This window comes from uncultured Thalassolituus sp., assembly GCF_950066645.1.
GTDB lineage: Bacteria > Pseudomonadota > Gammaproteobacteria > Pseudomonadales > Oceanobacteraceae > Thalassolituus.
In genome coordinates, this window is record NZ_CATMFB010000002.1 from 105410 (window position 1) to 123275 (window position 17866).

Here is a 17866-nt window from a genome sequence, read left to right on the forward strand (position 1 = left end):
ACCGGTCGTGTATGATGGGGGAAAAAGGAGCCCCCTGTGAATAAAGACCAAGCCTACCATCAGATCGCCCTCGCCTGCCTGAAAACGCTGCGCGAGGGAGGCAATGCCACCTCCGAAGACCAGATCAAAGCGTTGTACAACGCAATAGACACTGCGTTCCAGTCACAGTTTTCTCTGGTTATTACGGAACTGGAAGACGCCCGTCACCGTCTCAAACTGATTGCAGAGCTGGACCCTGCACAACATGCCCTGAAAGACGCTCAGGACATAATTAATAATAACGGTACTGCACACTAGGAGCTTGCATGCTGTCTCCACGCTACTGGATTTTCCTGTTTATTGTATTGGCTGCTATTGGTTTCTCTATGCTGAAGCTTTCTGAAGAACCCGAAATTATCACCAGCCCCGCCGACCCATACAGCTACCGTTATATGCAGCTGGAAAATGGTCTCAAAGTGCTGCTGGTGAATACCCCTGACTCAGACAAAGCCAGCGCGGCCATGAGTGTTAATGTCGGTAGTATGGATGATCCGGCCGGACGTCAGGGGCTGGCACATTTTCTGGAGCACATGCTGTTCCTTGGCACAGAACCGTTTCCGGAGCCAGACGAATATCAGCAGTTTATAAAGCAGAACGGCGGGAGCCATAACGCCTTTACCTCTTATGCTCAGACCACTTATTTCTTTGATATCGACAATGAGCAGCTTCCGGGTGCGCTTGACCGCTTTGCTCCCTTCTTTATCTCGCCGGCGTTTAATGCCGAATATGTCGATCGGGAAAAGAATGCCGTCCACGCCGAATACTCCTCCAACCTGAAAGAGGATGGACGCCGGATTTTTTCTGCGCAGAAAATGGCAATGAATCCGGAGTTCGGGTTTTCTGAATTCGCGACGGGTAACCTCGACACTCTGTCTGATCGCCCGGACAGTAAGATCCGTGATGAGCTGATTCACTTCTACGAAACCCACTACTCGTCTGATCGCATGACCCTGGTCATTGCCGGTAATTACGAGCTGGACCAGCTAGCAAACTGGGCCCGGGGACATTTTTCTACGGTTCCTCAGCGCGACGTCAGCTTTTCCCGGCCGGATGTCCCTGTCTTTGTACCAGAGCAACTGCCGCTTGATATGAATATAGAGCCGGTCAAAGAAATCCGTCGCCTGCAGTTTACGTTCCCGCTGCCTGAAGTCGAATCTCAGTATGCGTATAAGCCGGTGTCGCTGCTTTCGAACCTGATCGGGCACGAGGGCGAAGGCAGCATACTTGCACTGCTGAAACAGAAGGGCTGGGCAGAAAGTCTGAGTGCCGGTCGCTCATTGAGTACCGAACACGCCTCTACGCTGGCGGTGACAATTGGCCTGACCCGTGAAGGTCTGGTTCATGTTGACGACATTACCCGCATCCTGATGCGCTATATTGAACTGCTGAAAGAACAGCCCCTGCCTGAATACCTGAAAGAAGAACAGAAACTGCTGAACGAAATGATGTTCCGCTATCAGGAACACGGTCAGCTTTCAGACTATGTCATCCGGCTGAGCAGCAACATGTTGCTGTTTCCTGAGCAGGACATTATTTATGGAAATTATCGCGCAGAGCTTCCGTCAAACGAGCTGATGCAGCGTTATCTGGCAGGTCTGTCACCGGAGAACATGCTGCGGACACTGGTCGCTCCCGGTGTCGTCACCGACACAACCGATCCCTGGTACGACACGAATATCCGCATCCGCCCTTCAGACTACAACAACGAGCGCGAGGTTGAAGGTCTCGACACCCTGCACCTGCCTGCCGCCAACCCGTTTATTCCTGAAGATTTTTCCATGTCGCCGGATCCTGCGACCGACACCCCGGAGATCCTGATTTCGACCACTGAGCGTCAGGTCTGGTACTACCCCGAACACGACTTCCAGATGCCAAAATCACAGGCGCTGGTGCGTCTGCAGATCCCCGAAGTTCAGAATAACGGACGTCAACGGTTACTCGCTAACCTCTACACCCGTGCGGTAAATGAAGCACTGAATACGTACAGTTACCCAGCGACTCTGGCAGGCCTGTCTTACCGACTGGTGGCCACCGACCGCGGCCTGGAAATCGCCGTAGGCGGATATCAGGATAAGTTGCCCGAACTGCTGGGACGCGTACTCGCGGCCATGAAATCGACCGAGATCACGGAAGCAGAGTTCGCCCGCTACAAGGCCAGCCTGCAGCGCTCTCTGGAAAACAATCTCAAAGCCAAGCCTTTCCAGCGCACGGTTGCCGAGCTGAAGAACTGGATCATTGATCCGTCTTTCAGCGATACCGATCTGCTGCCTCTGCTGGACAATATTCAGTTGAATGACGTCACAGCATTTGCCGGTAGCTTTGCAGACAACCTGTCGGTCGTCATGTACGTGCACGGAGCCATGAGCGCCGCAGACGCCCGGGCTCTGGCAGCCATCGTGGACAGTGAATATCCTGCGACGGCGGCGTTCACCGCGATGCCAGAAGTCGTCAAAGTACCTGCCGGTACCTATCAGCAAACCGTGCAACAGGATCACCCGGATAAAGCAATGACACTGTATATGCAGGGTTCAGATACTTCCGATAAAACAAGGGCAGAGTTCGGGTTGCTTGCGCAGATGATTTCATCACCCTATTACCAGTACATGCGCACCGAACAACAACTGGGGTACATTGTTTTTGCTACAGCATTCCCTCAGAAATCTGTGCCTGGACTTCTGTTTATTGTGCAGTCGCCTAACGCGAGTCCTGATGAAATGATGAATCACACGCGGATTTTCTTCAGAAACTATGCGGCGGATATTTCAAGCATCAGCGAAGAGGAGTTTGCTCTCTTCCGTCAGGGACTGATTACCCTGTTGCTGGAAAAACCGAAAAATATGGGGGATAAAGCGGCCTATTTCTGGGGCGAGATTAATTCCGAACGTTTCACGTTTGACAGCCGCAAAGCGATCGCTGCTGAAGTTGAAAAACTGCAGAGAACTGAGATTCAGCACCTGTATGACACTCTGATCAACGGAAGCGGAAAGAGCTGGTTACTGTTTGAAAAAGGTGGTCAGAGTGAAGATATGACCCCACTGTCTGACGTTTCCCGGGCTGAACAGCCGCGTTTTACTGAGGTTAACCTGCCAGTGACCCCAGCAGAAAACGACTGATCCACCAGCAAAGAAAAAGCCCCGCATCGCGGGGCTTTTTTTTTTACTGCAGCTCTTCCGGAGGCCGGGTTCCCGGAGGATTAAGATCCAACAGGTAGTGCCCATACACAGTGGCGTTTTTAAGGTCAGTCACTATCACCATAGCCACGCCCTGATACTGACTGTTAACGAGCACGTGCTCATAGTCTTCACCCATTCTGTACACATGGGTTACGTTACCCGCCCGGCAATCAAATATTCCGAAATCCTCTGCAGGTATCGCAGCAACATACTCCCAGAAGCCTTCAGGGGGAGTACTGTCTTCAACCCGGGTTGGAGTATTTCGGGTGGCATTAAATTCTTCGTGTGTCAGTTTTCTTGTCTGCATCAGAATAAACTTTTCAACTTATCAGTAGTTTTCTTTTTCAGTTCGTCTTTTCTGGCGTCCGCCTCTGCCTTCGCTTTGGCTTCTGCCTCCGCTTTTTCGCGATCCAGCTTCTCCTGAGCTTCCCGCTCCTGCTGCGCTTTAAAGTCTTCAAGCTCGGTCGACGCCATCGACTGTAAACGCTCCAGACGCTGGTTCAGAGAGCCTTCCATGTTGGTCAGCTCCTGCAACTGGGAAGCGTATTGCCCGGCATTGTCAGTAACGGCTTCATTCAGCTTCTTACGCAGTCTCGCTTCCAGCTCGTCCTGCTTCGCCTTCAGTCGTTTATTCAATGCGCTGTTGATCTGCCGATCCAGATCGGAACCCAGTGAGACTTCCGGCGCAGTCAGTTTGCCTTCGGCACCTGCATTCACCGTAAAGCCAGTGATACCGGCCAATGCCTGATTAAGCTCTTTGGCAAACAACGTCTGACCACTGCCGGTAAAACGGGCATCGCGAACCACCGATCTGGCCGACGCCTGCAATTGTCCACCAGTCACCACTGCCTTGCTGTCAATCGCAACGCGGGAAGAAGCCAGCTCAGCTCCGGCCACACCCAGTTTGAGTGGCGCCATCGCCCAGTCAGAGATTTTCACCGTTAAAGTATCGATCCCTTTCTCTCCGGTGTGATCAAGCGTCAGCACAGCATCAAGATCACCGATCCGTTGTAACTTGCTCCCCGTCGCAGTGAGCACAGTTGGTCGTCGGGTTACCTGCTGTTCATTGGTAATATCCACCGCGCTGATAATCAGTTGGCCGCCATCAAATGGCCCCGTCAGACGCGCATTGCGGATAAGAAAAGATGGCCACGGATCCGGCGTCGGAAAGTTCACATAACGCCCGGCCAGGCGCGGGGCCTTTTCATCTTCGGCCTCCAGTTCGTCCTCATCTGATTCGAGATACGGACGAACCCGCTCATACCAGTACAGGGCTTCGGCTGACCACTTGCGGGCATCGTCTCCAAGAAGCAGACCGGTAAGATTGGATACCCCAGCACCACTCAACTGATACTTATCGCTCAGGTAGGCAATGTCTTCTCCGGGCGCTGCGCGCAGGGCCTCCAGTTTCGCCTGAAGGTCGCGCCGGGTTGCCTGTATTGTGTCTCTGGCAGCCGTCACAGCTTTGCGGTCGGACGAGAATTGCTTTTTCAGGGCATCCAGTCTGGCTTTGCGCTCGCGGAAATCTTCAACTGATTCGAGCCGGCCAGAGGTGATGGCCGCAATGTCATCTTCATATTTTTTCAGACTCTGCGAATCCGGAACACCCGCGAGGGCAGCATCAACGTCTGCCTGCCCTTTTTCCCAGCCTGCCTCAAGCGCCGCTTTTGCAGCGGGAGTACGCAGCGTTTCCCGTGCGAGTATGTCATCCGCATCGGGCAGCGCATCACCGACTTTCTGTTTGAACGATGTCTCGCTCTCTTCGTCGTCGCTGATCACCGGTTTTATAATTTCACCGCTGACGCTGCGGGGGGTATGAAACTCCAGCCCGGTAACAGAAAGCTCGTTACTGATCGCCTTCCCGGTCAGTAGCGGAGCAAATTCCAGGTCTGCATGCGCCTGCTGAAATTCGAGTAAATTCTGCATTGGCTGACGCGCATCCGTTACCTGAAGCCGGGTAATCGTCACGCCCAGAGGAACAAGAGAAACATCCACATCATCAACATTGACCTGAGCACCCGCGACTTTCGAGCCAACGTATTCAATACTCGCTTTAAACACCCAGGGAAGCGCCAGAATAATAAGCAGCGCAATCAGTGTCACCACAGCGATAAAGCCGAGCAGTCCCGACCACCGTATCCATTTAGTCATCTGTTACTCCGCAAATGTACGATAGAGGGCATAAACTTTACTGGCCTTAAGTACCTGCACGACTTTCAGGCGATTGATATAGGCAAGTACCCGGTGGCGGTACTGAATAATCAGGACACGGCTGAGATAAGTCACCGGCAAAAGAGACACCAGTGCGATAAGAAAACCGCCCATAGTGACGGTATTGTTAAATGCCAGGACCCGCATCCATTCATTCTGATAGAGACTGGTCCAGGTCTCCTGAAGGCCCGGCGCCAGCAGAACAGCCTCACCCAGAGACGCGCTGACCGGATCAATCAGGTAACCAATCAGCGAAAAAAGCATCACACCGAAAATAAAGGCGCTCAGATTGACTCTCAGAATCAGCACCAGCAGCAGTATCAGAAGATTAAAGACCGACAGAAACGGCATGAGCCCCACGAACAGAGACAGAGAAAAAGCAAAGGCGACCTGCCCCGGAGCGGAGTCGGAATTCAGAGCATTCAGCAGTCTGGCAAACAAAGTCAGCATCACGCAGTCCTGAGTGAAATTAACCGGCCCACTATAAAAGGCAGCGCGGTATAAATCCACCGGCATCAGCGACCGGGTAAATGCACCTGTACTTTTGTTCCCCGTCCCTGACGACTGATCAGACGCATCGTACCTCCATGCGCCTCCACGATGGCATGAGCAATAGACAAGCCAAGGCCAATGCCCTCTCCTACCGGACGCGTGGTATAGAAAGGATCAAACACCTTGTTCACCTGGGCATCGTCCATCCCGCAACCGGTATCGTGAAACTCGATGTAGAGCCCCTTCCCTTTACGATACGCCCGGATTCTGAGGCTGCCCTTGTCTGTGCAGGCGCGCAGAGCATTGTCGATCACTGCTTTAAACACTCTGCGCATCTGCTCAGGTTTGAACCTGACCGGCCGGTCAAGTTCAATCTGAAACTGTACTTCCACCTTATCTTTGTTTGGTGTCGCAAGCTCACTCATCACATGCTCGAGCTCCGACCGCAGACTGACTTCTTCATCGTCAGACTGATCCAGTTCAGAAAAGACCTTCAGGCTACTGACGATATTCTTTACCCGGGACAACCCAAGTAATGAATCCTCAAGTAATGCTTTCATGTCCTGGTGAACGAACTGAATATCTTCTTTTTCCTGAAAGCTCTGCAGCTCTTTATTGATGTTCAGGGCCGCGACAGGATCCGTCATGGAAGCACGGATATAACGATCGTACATATCCACCAGTGTGACGTAGACGCCCGAGTAATCCTGCATGGTATTCATGTTCGCTGTGACCACACTCATCGGATTATTGATCTCATGAGCAACGCCAGCGGCGAGATGTCCGATCGACGCCATTTTTTCCGTCTGGAGCAACTGTGCCTGAGTGGTACGCAATGACTCAGCCATCAGATTAAACTGACGGGCCAGAGTGCCAATTTCATCTTCACGATTTACATCCGCTTTCACCTTGCGCTTGCCCTGAGCAATCTGCTCAATGCTGCGCGAAAGCTCGTAAACAGGGGCTGAAATAGTGAGGGCGACATGACGGGCAATGATGGCGCTGAGAATCAGAATCAGCAGAGTCACCCCCCAGGCCGTGTAACGCAGTTCAATGATGGCACTGAGCGCGACATCACGTTCACGCCGCACAACAACCACACCATCAAGCGCCGGAATGGCCCGCACACTGACCAGCCAGCGATCTCCCCAGCCCTTCATCTCTCCGGAAAAATCCCGACCGAGATACGCCGCAGACAAGATTTTGCCCACCACAGAGCTCCGCTCGATACGGTCAGATCCGAGCACTTCTGCCCAGACGGCATTATTTTCCTGACGGTAAACCGACAGGTACTGAGCAGACTCATTACTGGACTCATCAAGAAAGTGAGCCAGGCCCGCGGTATCCGGAATCATCACCAGCACTCCGCTCAGACGCGTATCCTGAACCGGAGCTGCAACAAAGGCGTATTGTTTCTGATCGAACCCACTTCCGACCGATGCGACACTGTCCATCTGCCAGAGTGCCTGTTCAAAGACCTGGCGGATCGCGGTTCCGCTGTAATCCACATGAATCAGATTCCGTCCATACAGATCGCTCTGCGCGGCAGAAAAAACCACATCCCCTGCGGTGGTTACCAGCAGAAGGTCTTTCAGCTCGTGTTTTTCCGCAAAAAACGACAGATACGTCCAGTAGGTATCCTGAAGGTCCTGGTAGCTCATGCTGTACAGGTCATCAGGTCGGTAGATACGGCTGAAATCCGCCAGAGCTTTCTGCAGGTAAGGAGAGCGGGAAAACACGCGCGCTTCTTCGATCTGCCGCGTGACCAGCAGATCCAGTTCGTACTGTAAGCGGGTGCTCAGATCACCGATTTCAGTTTTCACTTCTTCTGCCAGCTGCCGCTCAGCGTAACTGAGCCCAATGACCACCAGAAGCAGTACAGGAATGAGGGCAATTAATGTCATCCAGCTAAGCAACCGCCCCTTCATCGAGCGGAACTGATAATCCGGCAACTTCAGTCTGAATGTCATAACCAGCGCTTACCTCCCACCGATCCCTGACGCCAGCGCCCACCGTTATTCCTCCAGTAGATCGTGAGGTGGTGCTGCCAGTCTGATGGCGCCTCCAGCCCGGGAAACATCACCGGGCGGATAAGGGAGTCTGACATCCATAACAGATGCTCTCGTTCGCCGAGCGTCCGGACGATAAAGACACTGTGCCAGACTCCCTGAAAATCGAAGTCAACCGCCATGCTACCGGCGGCAGTGAGCGCATTACGGCCACTGATATAAGTACTCAATTCATGATTACTGCGGGTGTAGCCCGCGCGCCGGGCACGCAGGTAGAGATCGACTGCGGTTGTCGCCTGCACAATCAGTGCATTCAGTGGCACCTGGAGTTCCGCCTGCAACTGCAGATTTTCCTGATTGTGATCATGGTCGAAATAATGACTCACGTAGTAAATGTCACGACCACTGAGATGCTCATCAGCACAGAGTGAAAAGACTTTGGTTTTTAGTCCTTCCAGTGCGGTTTTGAGCTCTGGCCGGGGTAACCATTCACAGGCGTCAAACAATACGACATCCGGGCGATACACGTTGATGCGGTCAACGACTGAGGGCAGCAGCTCGATATTGGTCAGATACTCGGAAGACACCAGTTCGCCGCCTGACGATGACAACAACTGACGACTGATCAGTCGCTCCATCATGCGCGACCTTGCCGACTCACTGCCAAGATAGAGAATATCTTCACCGAGGTTCTGGCGGATCCAACTGACCGCAGGGAAAAGAAACTGGTTGGCTACCAGACCGAGATGCATCACCCGGCGTGAGCGGATGAGCCCTTCTGACGAGCCGGGGTACATCAGCAGCAGGCCAAGACGGTCTAACTCAGGAATCACCTGCCGGACGCAGGCAGAATCTCCGCATCCGATCGTCAGTGCCGGTTCACCTGCGGCCATCACCTCGTCCAGTGCTGTAGCCAGTGCATCCGGAGACTGCGCGACATCCACCTCAACGATATCAAAATGGATATCCCGTTCCTGTCCACGCAGCGCCAGATAGCGGGTGACCGCCTCTGTCATTCTGAGGTCCCGCTCAGCAACGCCCGGAGCCGAGCTACTGAGAAGCAGCACTCGCACCGAGGGGTCGGGTATCAGAAAGAGCGCACCAAGGCCGACAATCATTACAAGTGCGATCAGTATTAAGCTTTTCTTCATATTCTGAAAATAATCCGGGATTACTTTCAGATTAGCCGGTTCTGCACCGTCTGCGGCCTTTCTCCCGAAATGATTCACTTCATTCGGGCCAACCGCCTTTTCAAGGGGTTGTCATAAGATAATCAAATTGAAGGAGGTGAAATTGTTCCACAGCAGGGAACAATCATTTCCCTCTCCGGGGCTGGTTAGAGACATCCCATGCGCTTATAACTGTCACTACAATTTTCTGACCGGGACAAAGCCATGCGTATCCGCAACACTTCAGGCACCCTCATCGCAGCGGTGCTGATGTTTTCATCCATTTCTACTCTGGCCGAAGGCGCGCCACAGGGGCTCCCAGCCGAAGTGGTGAAAGCACGCAAGGAAACCGTCACCAATGATATTCATGCCGTCGGCACGCTGCGCGGTAATGAAACCGTCACGCTGCGGCCGGAACTGACTGCGATTGTCGAGTCCATCGCCTTTGAAGAAGGCAGCAAAGTGAAGAAAGGCGCTGTTCTGATTCAGCTCGATGATGATCAGTACCGTGCTCAGGTGAAGGAAGCCGAGGCCAGAGTCCGTCAGAGCGGTGCAGAAAACCGCCGTATTCAGAAACTCTTTCAGAACGGTGTCGGTTCTGAAACTGACCGGGATACCAGTCTTGCGGCCATTGAGATCAATGAAGCGCAGCTTGATCTGGCGCGCCTGAATCTGGCAAAAACCCGTATCACAGCGCCTTTCGATGGCATTACCGGACTGCGTATGTTCAGCCCGGGAGATTACATCAACGCCGGTACAGAATTGCTCGAGCTGGTCGATATCAGCCGTATGAAAGTAGACTTCGCCGTCCCTGAGATTCACCTCAGCCGGGTGTCCGTCGGTCAGCCTCTGGAAGTCCGCCTGGCTGCGTTTCCCGGAGAGACCTTCGCCGGAAAAATCACCGCGATCAGTCCCCTGATTAATGAAAGAGGCCGCAGTATTCAGGTACGCGGCGAAATCGACAATCAGGAAGGCCGCCTTCGCCCGGGTCTGTTCGCAGAAATCCGCCTGACCACGTCCAGCCAGGAAGCACTTACCGTCCCGGAAGAAGCGCTGATCCCACAGGGCAACCAGTACTTCGTCTATCGCGTAAAAGACAACACAATCGATATGGTCCCGGTAAAGATCCAGCAGCGTAAAGACACCCGCGTCGCCTTATCCGGCCCCTTAGCAGAAGGTGACGTCGTCGTTACAGCCGGCCAGCTGAAGCTGCAGCCAGGCTCTCCCGTCACTCCGATATTCACCGACGGATCACAGCCAGTAGCTGGAGGTGACAACGAATGAAGATTGCTGAGCTCAGTATCCGTCGCCCGGTACTGGCAACAGTAATGAACCTGTTGCTGATTCTGGTAGGTATCATTGCCTACCAGACGCTCCCGGTACGGGAATACCCGAACATCGATGTCCCGGTCGTCAGCGTTGAAACCGCCTATGCCGGTGCCAACGCCAGTATTATCGAAACTCAGGTTACTCAGATTCTGGAAGACTCCCTGTCGGGCATCGAAGGCATTGACTATATGACCTCGATCAGCCGTTCAGAGAAATCTCAGATTACTCTGACCTTTAAGCTGGATCGCGATGCCGATGCTGCTGCATCAGACGTACGCGACCGCGTCGGCCGTGTTCGCGGCCAGCTGCCTGACGATATCGAAGAGCCTGTTGTCGCTAAAGTTGAAGCTGACGCTCAGCCAATTATCTGGTTGGCGTTTTCCAGCGACCGACACAGCGAACTTGAAATTACTGATATCGCCGAGCGTCAGGTAAAAGACCCGCTGCAGACCGTGAATGGGGTTGCCAGTGTCCGCGTCGTTGGTGAGCGTCGCTTTGCAATGCGTATCTGGCTCGACCGCACGCGCATGGCCGCTTTCTCGGTCACGCCGCAGGAAGTAGAAGCTGCGCTGCGTAGTCAGAACGTCGAGATTCCGGCAGGTCGCATTGAAAGTAAAGACCGCGAGCTGACCGTACTGACTCAGACGGATCTGAATACGCCAGAGCAGTTTGAAAATATCATTCTGCGGGATGAAGCGGGCTATCTGGTGCGCCTGGGGGATGTCGCCAGTGTCGAAATTGGCCCGGAAGACGATCGTATTATTTCCCGTTTTAAAGGCAAAACAGCCGTCGCTCTGGGGGTAGTCAAACAAAGTACGGCCAATCCACTGGACGTATCTGCTGGCATCCGTGAGCGTATGGCTGAGCTGGAAGACAAGCTGCCTGCGGGTGTACAGGTCAACGTGGCCTATGATTCATCTATCTTCATTCAGAAGTCGATTGACTCGGTCTACACCACCATTATCGAAGCCGTAGTACTGGTGATTCTGGTGATCTTCCTGTTCCTCAGAAACCTTCGTGCAACTCTGATTCCACTGGTGACCATTCCAGTCTCTCTGATCGGCGCTTTCGCTATCATGTCGCTGTTCGGCTTCAGCGTGAACACGCTGACTCTGCTGGCACTGGTACTGGCCATTGGTCTGGTGGTGGACGATGCCATTGTTGTCCTGGAAAACATCTACCGTCATATCGAAGAAGGTATGCAACCCATTGAAGCCGCCTTTGTCGGTATGAAAGAAATCGGCTTCGCGGTCGTTGCTATGACGATGACCCTCGCCGCGGTATTCGCTCCGATTGCCTTCACCGAAGGACGCACCGGTAAGCTCTTCTCTGAATTCGCACTGACACTTGCCGGAGCGGTGGTTGTGTCCGGGTTTGTCGCCCTGACGCTCTCGCCTATGATGAGTTCACGGATGCTGAAGCACAGTGAAGGTGGACGTTTCTATCAGTTTGGTGAGCGTGTGCTGAACGGCCTGACTCATGGCTATGAAAAAGTACTGGGCGCAGTCATGCGCGGCTGGGTCATAGTTCTGGGCGCAGGACTGGTGGTTATTGGTGCGACGGCGTTCGTTTATACCACTCTGCCACAGGAGCTCGCCCCGACTGAAGACACAGGCACGGTGATTGGCTTTGCCATTGCACCGGAAGGCTCGTCGCCGCAGTTTATCGACAAGTATGCCCGTCAGATGGAAGGCCTCTACAGCAATATTGAAGAAGCCGACCGTTACTTCATGATCATTGGCTTCCCGAGTGAAACCAACGCCATTTCGTTCGTCGGTCTGAAAGACTGGGACGAGCGCGAGCGCAGTCAGGGCGAGATTATCGGCTCTCTCATGGGCCCGATGTTCGGCGGTATTCCGGGGGTGATGGCCTTCCCTATGGCGCGTCCGTCACTTGGTCAGAGCCCACTGTCACGCCCCGTTGAATTTGTCATTCAGACCTCTGGCTCCTACGAGGAACTGCAGCAGGTCGTCGGCGCGATGATGGGCAAAATCTGGACAAACCCCATGTTCAGCCAGCCCGACGTTGATCTGAAGATGAACAAGCCGGAACTGCTGGTCACTGTGAACCGGGACAAAGCTGCCGCGATGGGGGTCGACGTCTCTGTGATCGGCCGTACCCTCGAGACGATGATGGCAGGCCGCGATGTCACCCGCTTCAAAAAAGACGGTGAACAATACAATGTGGTGGTGCAGGTCGCCGACACAGACCGTTCTAATCCAACGGATCTGATCAATGTTTATACCCGCAGCAGCAATGGTGACATGGTGCAGCTGGCCAATCTGGTCGATGTTGAAGAAACCATCTCGGCGAAAGAGCTGAACCACTTCAACAAACTGCGTTCAGCCACCATTAAAACCGGTCTGACGCCAGGCTACAGCCAGGCCGACGCGATTGCCTACCTGAACGACGCTTTTGCCGAACTGACAAAAGATCAGAGCGGTTTCCAGGTGGACTACGGTGGTCAGATGCGTGAATTCGTGCAGGCAGGCAGCAGTCTGATGTTCGCCTTCGGTCTGGCACTGATGTTCATCTACCTGGTTCTTTCTGCGCAGTTTGAGAGCTTCCGCAACCCTCTGCTGATCATGCTTTCGGTACCGACAGCCATGCTCGGGGCTCTGGCGGCACTGAAGCTGACAGGAGGCTCTCTCAACGTATACAGCCAGATTGGTCTGATTACACTGGTCGGCCTGATCACCAAGCACGGGATTCTGATTGTGGAATTCGCAAATCAGTTACAGCTTTCAGGTAAATCGCGCTTCGATGCCGCTCTGGAAGCTGCCAGCCTGCGTCTGCGTCCGATCCTGATGACCACCGCTGCGATGGTTCTGGGTGCCGTTCCGCTTGCCCTGGCAACAGGTGCCGGCGCCGAGAGCCGCAGTCAGATTGGCTGGACCATCGTCGGTGGTATGACGCTGGGAACCTTGCTGACACTCTTCCTGGTACCAACGATTTACGCGTTGTTTGCCGCGAAACCCAAGATCATAGAGGGACCTGCAGAGTAAACAGCTCCACTCTGCAGTTTATCCCCGGCAAGTCCGGGGATTTTTTTATCCCGGCTAGTAGCAGTTCTCTTTGATGCGCCGGTTAATCTCGTCTTTCTCGGCGCGTATCTGGCGCAGACGGTTCATGTCTGCAGACGCAGTGCGGGTATAGCTGCGCCGTGAATCCGCCCGGGCCTCTTCACACTTACGGGCACGTTTCTCGTCCAGACGCGCGGTCTGCTGACGCTTCAGTTCTTCCTGACGACGGTTTTCAAGCTTCTGCTGATACTCAGGATTGTACGACCCTGAACGGGTATAGCCGGCGCTGGCAGGCGACTCGTAGACGGAGTGAATCACTGGATTGACGACTTTTGCCTGAGCTGCAGGCCGCACGTCGGAAAAGTGTGTCTGCCCTTTCTCATCCTTCCATTGATAAATTTCTGCGTTTGCACAACAGGCGACGCACGCACAGATCAGTGGCGTCCATTTCATCTGAGTTCCCTTTTTTTACACAGTCACTATTCAAGATGTCTGATCAATAACTGAACGGTCCGGGCGCCGCGAAACTCATTAACGTCGAGCTGGAAAACACAGTGGACTTCCTCTCGCTGGTAGTCGGGCCAGGCAGTCGTATCAATGTTGAACCAGATTGCATCCATTGCCAGGTCAGAGTGTCGCGGTTGCAGCACCATTTTTAAATGTCGCTCGCCGACAATCCTCTGCTGCACCAGTCGGAACCAGCCTTCAAAGACGGGCTCCGGAAACCCCTGCCCCCAGGGGCCACCCCAGCGCAACTGCTCTGCCAGCTCCAGTGAGAACTCAGCCGGACGCAACTCACCGTCGGTATCAATCCGTTCTTCCAGGGCGTCATCGCTCATCAGGGTCCGGCATACCTGATCAAATGCCTGCGCAAATTCATCAAACACACCAGCGCGCAGAGTCAGCCCCGCAGCCATTGCGTGGCCACCAAACTTCACAATGAGTCCCGGGTGCCGGCGGTCAAGCAGATCCAGTGCATCTCGGATGTGCAGGCCAGGTACCGATCGCGCCGAGCCTTTCAGCTCACCGTTATCTGCACTGGCAAAGGCAATCACAGGCCGGTACACCTTTTCTTTGATCCGCGACGCCAGAATACCAATCACCCCCTGATGCCAGTTTTCCTGCCACAGACAGACTCCCGCACGCTCCTGGGGCGCGACGGCGCTGTCATCCAGCAGTGCCAGAGCTTCCTGTTGCATCCCCTGTTCGATCTGGCGACGCTCCCGGTTGAACGCATCCAGCTCGGTAGCAATGGTTAATGCTTTCTGCTCGTCATCGGTCAGCAGACACTCAATCCCCAGAGACATATCATCGAGACGGCCTGCGGCATTGATCCTCGGCCCCAGTGCAAAACCAAAGTCCGCCGCAGTAATCCGCTCAGCAGAGCGCCCGCTGACCTGTAACAGCGCACGGACACCAGCCTGAGCCTGTCCGGCACGGATACGCCGCAGCCCCTGCTCCACCAGTATCCGGTTATTGCGATCCAGAGGGACAACGTCTGCTACGGTGGCGAGTGCCACCAGGTCAATCAGAACCGCGAGATTGGGCGCTCCCGCGGGGAACGCACCCTGCCTCTGCAGCTCGGCTCTTAAAGCGAGCATGAGGTAAAACACGACCGTACAACCACAGGCGGCCTTGGAAGGAAACTCACAGCCAGGCTGGTTAGGATTCACGATCGCCAATGCTTCGGGAAGCTGGTCTCCAGCCAGATGATGATCTGTGACGACAACCGGGATGCCAGCGGCGTTTGCCGCCGCGACTCCCTGCAAAGCGGCAATGCCGTTGTCCACGGTCATGATCAGGTCAGGTGACATATGACGGGCAACGTCCACCAGCTCCGGAGTCAGGCCGTATCCGAAATCAAACCGGTTAGGCACCAGATAGCCCACATCGGTTGCTCCCATCATTGCCAGAGCGCGCAGTGCAACCGCGGTACTGGTAGCACCGTCAGCATCGAAATCACCGACCACCAGTAAGCGGCGGCCCTGCGTCACTACAGGCACGAGTGCCGCGACAGCCTCTGAAATTCCGGACATAGAGTGATAAGGCAGAAGCGTCTGAAGCGTCAGCTCCAGATCGTCAGGTGACGTAATACCACGGGCGCTGTAGACCCGGTTGAGGACCGGGTGCAGATGATCAAGAACAGGCAGTGGCGTCGCTGCCCGGTTGTGAATCCGAGGCATAGAATTGATCCGGCAAAAGCCGGATCATATCACGATGGCTATTCGACGGGTCGCACACGATCAAAACTGGCAAACCGGGGCAGACCGCTACTGGTCAGACCACGATACGTAAACCGGACCCGCTCTCCAGGCGAGGGAGGATTGCGTCTCTGGGCATCCGTAAAGCCACTTCCGAGCAGAAATTCACGACCATCAGCCAGCCGGACCCTGAGCGCTCCCATCAGCCCTTCCAGCCGCCCTTTACCGGGCTCATAACCCAGGACTACCGCCTCATCATCGTCCGTCTGCGTAACCTTCAGCAGGTCCGCCGAACGCCCCGGCGTATACTGAGATTCCAGACGGTGCAGCATCAGCCCTTCCCCGCCACCAGCAATCGTTGCCTGAAGCCGTTGATCGAGTGCCTCGACGGAATCAATCAGACTTTGTTCGACCAACTGGCATTCACTGCAGGGCAGCTGTTCGATGAGGGCCTGCAAGCGGGCATAACGCTCGCGGAAAGTACCAGGGGCATCCGGCAGGTCAAAGACCATAAAGCGGACTTCCTGCCACAAGGGATCGTCCTCACCATCCACTTGCCGGACAAGGCCACTGACCTCATCAAAACGGCCATAACCAATCCATAGTTCACCATCCATAGGCACGTCCGGAAGATCGGCGATAAACCAGTCAGGCACGCTGATGATGCGACCACTGCGGGTCATCAGCTGCATGCCATCCCAATAAGTACGCACACCATCGTATTTTTCGCTGACACTGTAGTGTGCCAACACCTCATCACCCTGAAAGCGCTTGGCCAGCATAAGAAGTGGCGGCGCTTCCGACGCCTGAGCTGCAGCCCAGACAGGAAGCATGCTGCCGAATATCACCAGCAGCGCGATAAGAAAGGGGGTCCATCCCGACATGATTCTGTCCCTGACGTTAAAGATAGCCTCATTGTGAACCAGGATGGTTAACAGACAAAAGTGGCATTTTGTACATTTACAGGGTTTTCACCGGACTGGCGTCACTTGACACACAGCGCCACAAAGCAAATCCTTAAGGGTATCCACTGATAAACGACATGGGCTTTATGAGTTTTTTCCTGTTGGGACTGGGCAGTAACATCAAACCTGAAGACAACCTGACTCAGGCGGCCTCTGCCCTTGAACAACTGGGCCGCGTAGCGGCGACATCACCCGCCCTGGCGACGGCGCCGGTCGGCGAAACCTTCCACCACGAATTCCGTAATCAATTACTCATTCTTGAGTGTGATCTGCCTGCCCCTATGCTTAAACACCGACTTCAGGCGATCGAAGTCGATCTGGGACGGGAACCGAAGTCACCCGCCCGGAAAACCCGCGACCGTCCGATCGACATCGACATACTCGCGCAGGCAGAGACACTGGAGAGCTGCCGGCACGCAGTGCCGGAAGAAAGCTATTACCAGAGTGTGTATCAGCTCTGGTGTCAGGAAGAAAACGTCTGATCGTAGCGGTTAGTCACGAAGCGACCACCGTCAACTCTCATTACCGTGCCCGTCACCGCCCGGGCACTGAGCAGATAATCGCACGCGCTGACAATGGCGCCATAACCCAGCTCTTCACCAATCAGTGATTGCGACAGCACCCGCTGACGATAAGCTTCGTCGTGCTCGGGAAGAAACTGCACAGGCCCCGGCTGTATAACATTCACCCGGACCCTGCCAGCGAGACGCTGCGCCATGCTCAATGACCAGTTCTGCAAGCCCGCTTTTGCGGCACAATACACAGCGAACCACTGGTTAGGGATATCAGCGTAGATATCACTGATGCTGATCATGCAGGCTGCTTCAGCCCACGCCTCTTTCAGGGCCTCCGTGATCATCACAGGCGCAGTTACATGAACATTCTGATGCATGGCAATGTGTTCTGGCAGATCCGCGGCGGCGGCATCGGGCACAAAACAGGAAGCGTTATGGATCACAGCGTCGAATGGGCCGAGTGCCTGCAGTTCATCACAGAGCTTCTCAATGTCGCGGACATCAGACAGGTCTGCTTTCACTGACGTCAGGTTGGGATGTGCTTCCAACTCACTGCGGGTGTTGTAGTGTGCAACCACCTGCCACCCCTGCGCCAGATAATGCTCGCTCAGTGTTCTGCCCAGACGACGCCCGCCGCCAGTAATAAAAATACGCTTAGCCACACGCACCTCAATCAGATTCTCAGGGCTATCAGTGTAAAAAGAGGGGGGGGACGACCGCAAGGTCGGCGCCTGTCGGAA

Annotated in this window: 14 protein-coding genes; 5 read left to right on the forward strand and 9 right to left on the reverse strand. The window is 54.5% G+C overall.

The features are described from left to right. Positions 1-36 precede the first annotated feature (36 nt). The gene (locus tag Q1L85_RS02255; protein WP_300427747.1) at positions 37-297 is read left to right on the forward strand and encodes a hypothetical protein; all 261 of its coding nucleotides are present in this window, start codon (positions 37-39) and stop codon (positions 295-297) included. Positions 298-305: 8 nt separating this feature from the next. Then, the gene (locus Q1L85_RS02260; protein ID WP_300427746.1) at positions 306-3152 is read left to right on the forward strand and encodes an insulinase family protein; all 2847 of its coding nucleotides are present in this window, start codon (positions 306-308) and stop codon (positions 3150-3152) included. Between the two features lie 43 nt (positions 3153-3195). On the opposite strand, the gene Q1L85_RS02265 is transcribed toward Q1L85_RS02260, so the two are convergent. From Q1L85_RS02265 to Q1L85_RS02285, 5 genes are all read right to left on the reverse strand, one after another. Next, complete coding sequence (locus tag Q1L85_RS02265; protein ID WP_300427744.1) at positions 3196-3519, reverse strand: hypothetical protein; 324 nt, start codon at positions 3517-3519, stop codon at positions 3196-3198. Beyond that, positions 3519-5363: a TIGR03545 family protein gene (locus Q1L85_RS02270; protein ID WP_300427742.1), complete on the reverse strand. Its 1845-nt coding sequence runs from the start codon at positions 5361-5363 to the stop codon at positions 3519-3521. The genes Q1L85_RS02265 and Q1L85_RS02270 overlap by 1 nt, the downstream gene beginning before the upstream one ends. 3 nt (positions 5364-5366) lie before the next feature. Then, a complete protein-coding gene (locus Q1L85_RS02275; RefSeq protein WP_300427740.1) occupies positions 5367-5873 on the reverse strand; it encodes a TIGR03546 family protein in 507 nt (168 codons plus the stop codon). 65 nt (positions 5874-5938) lie between these two features. Next, positions 5939-7885 (reverse strand): ATP-binding protein, encoded by a 1947-nt coding sequence (locus Q1L85_RS02280; RefSeq protein WP_300427738.1) that lies wholly within the window; start codon positions 7883-7885, stop codon positions 5939-5941. Further along, positions 7882-9075, reverse strand: coding sequence for a transporter substrate-binding protein (locus Q1L85_RS02285; protein WP_300427736.1), 1194 nt, complete (start codon positions 9073-9075; stop codon positions 7882-7884). Before Q1L85_RS02285 ends, Q1L85_RS02280 begins: the two co-directional genes overlap by 4 nt. A 243-nt stretch (positions 9076-9318) precedes the next feature. Between Q1L85_RS02285 and Q1L85_RS02290 the strand changes: the two genes are divergently transcribed. Beyond that, entirely contained in the window at positions 9319-10377 is a 1059-nt protein-coding gene (locus Q1L85_RS02290; RefSeq protein WP_300427734.1) for an efflux RND transporter periplasmic adaptor subunit, read from the forward strand. Beyond that, entirely contained in the window at positions 10374-13427 is a 3054-nt protein-coding gene (locus Q1L85_RS02295) for an efflux RND transporter permease subunit (RefSeq protein WP_300432157.1), read from the forward strand. Before Q1L85_RS02290 ends, Q1L85_RS02295 begins: the two co-directional genes overlap by 4 nt. Positions 13428-13481: 54 nt before the next feature. Here the strand turns inward: Q1L85_RS02295 and Q1L85_RS02300 are convergent, their stop codons facing one another. The 3 genes from Q1L85_RS02300 to Q1L85_RS02310 are packed head-to-tail and all read right to left on the reverse strand — an operon-like array spanning position 13482 to position 16530. After that, entirely contained in the window at positions 13482-13898 is a 417-nt protein-coding gene (locus Q1L85_RS02300) for a DUF4124 domain-containing protein (protein ID WP_300425494.1), read from the reverse strand. Positions 13899-13924: 26 nt separating this feature from the next. Next, a complete protein-coding gene (recJ, locus tag Q1L85_RS02305) occupies positions 13925-15628 on the reverse strand; it encodes a single-stranded-DNA-specific exonuclease RecJ (RefSeq protein ID WP_300425493.1) in 1704 nt (567 codons plus the stop codon). A gap of 38 nt (positions 15629-15666) precedes the next feature. Continuing rightward, complete coding sequence (locus Q1L85_RS02310) at positions 15667-16530, reverse strand: DNA ligase (protein WP_300425492.1); 864 nt, start codon at positions 16528-16530, stop codon at positions 15667-15669. A 167-nt stretch (positions 16531-16697) separates the two neighbouring features. On the opposite strand from Q1L85_RS02310, the gene folK reads away from it, so the two are divergent. Continuing rightward, complete coding sequence (gene folK, locus Q1L85_RS02315; protein ID WP_300425491.1) at positions 16698-17093, forward strand: 2-amino-4-hydroxy-6-hydroxymethyldihydropteridine diphosphokinase; 396 nt, start codon at positions 16698-16700, stop codon at positions 17091-17093. Here folK and Q1L85_RS02320 read toward each other — a convergent pair. Continuing rightward, entirely contained in the window at positions 17075-17788 is a 714-nt protein-coding gene (locus Q1L85_RS02320; protein ID WP_300425490.1) for an SDR family oxidoreductase, read from the reverse strand. The two genes, folK and Q1L85_RS02320, sit on opposite strands and share 19 nt — an antisense overlap. Positions 17789-17866 lie beyond the last annotated feature (78 nt).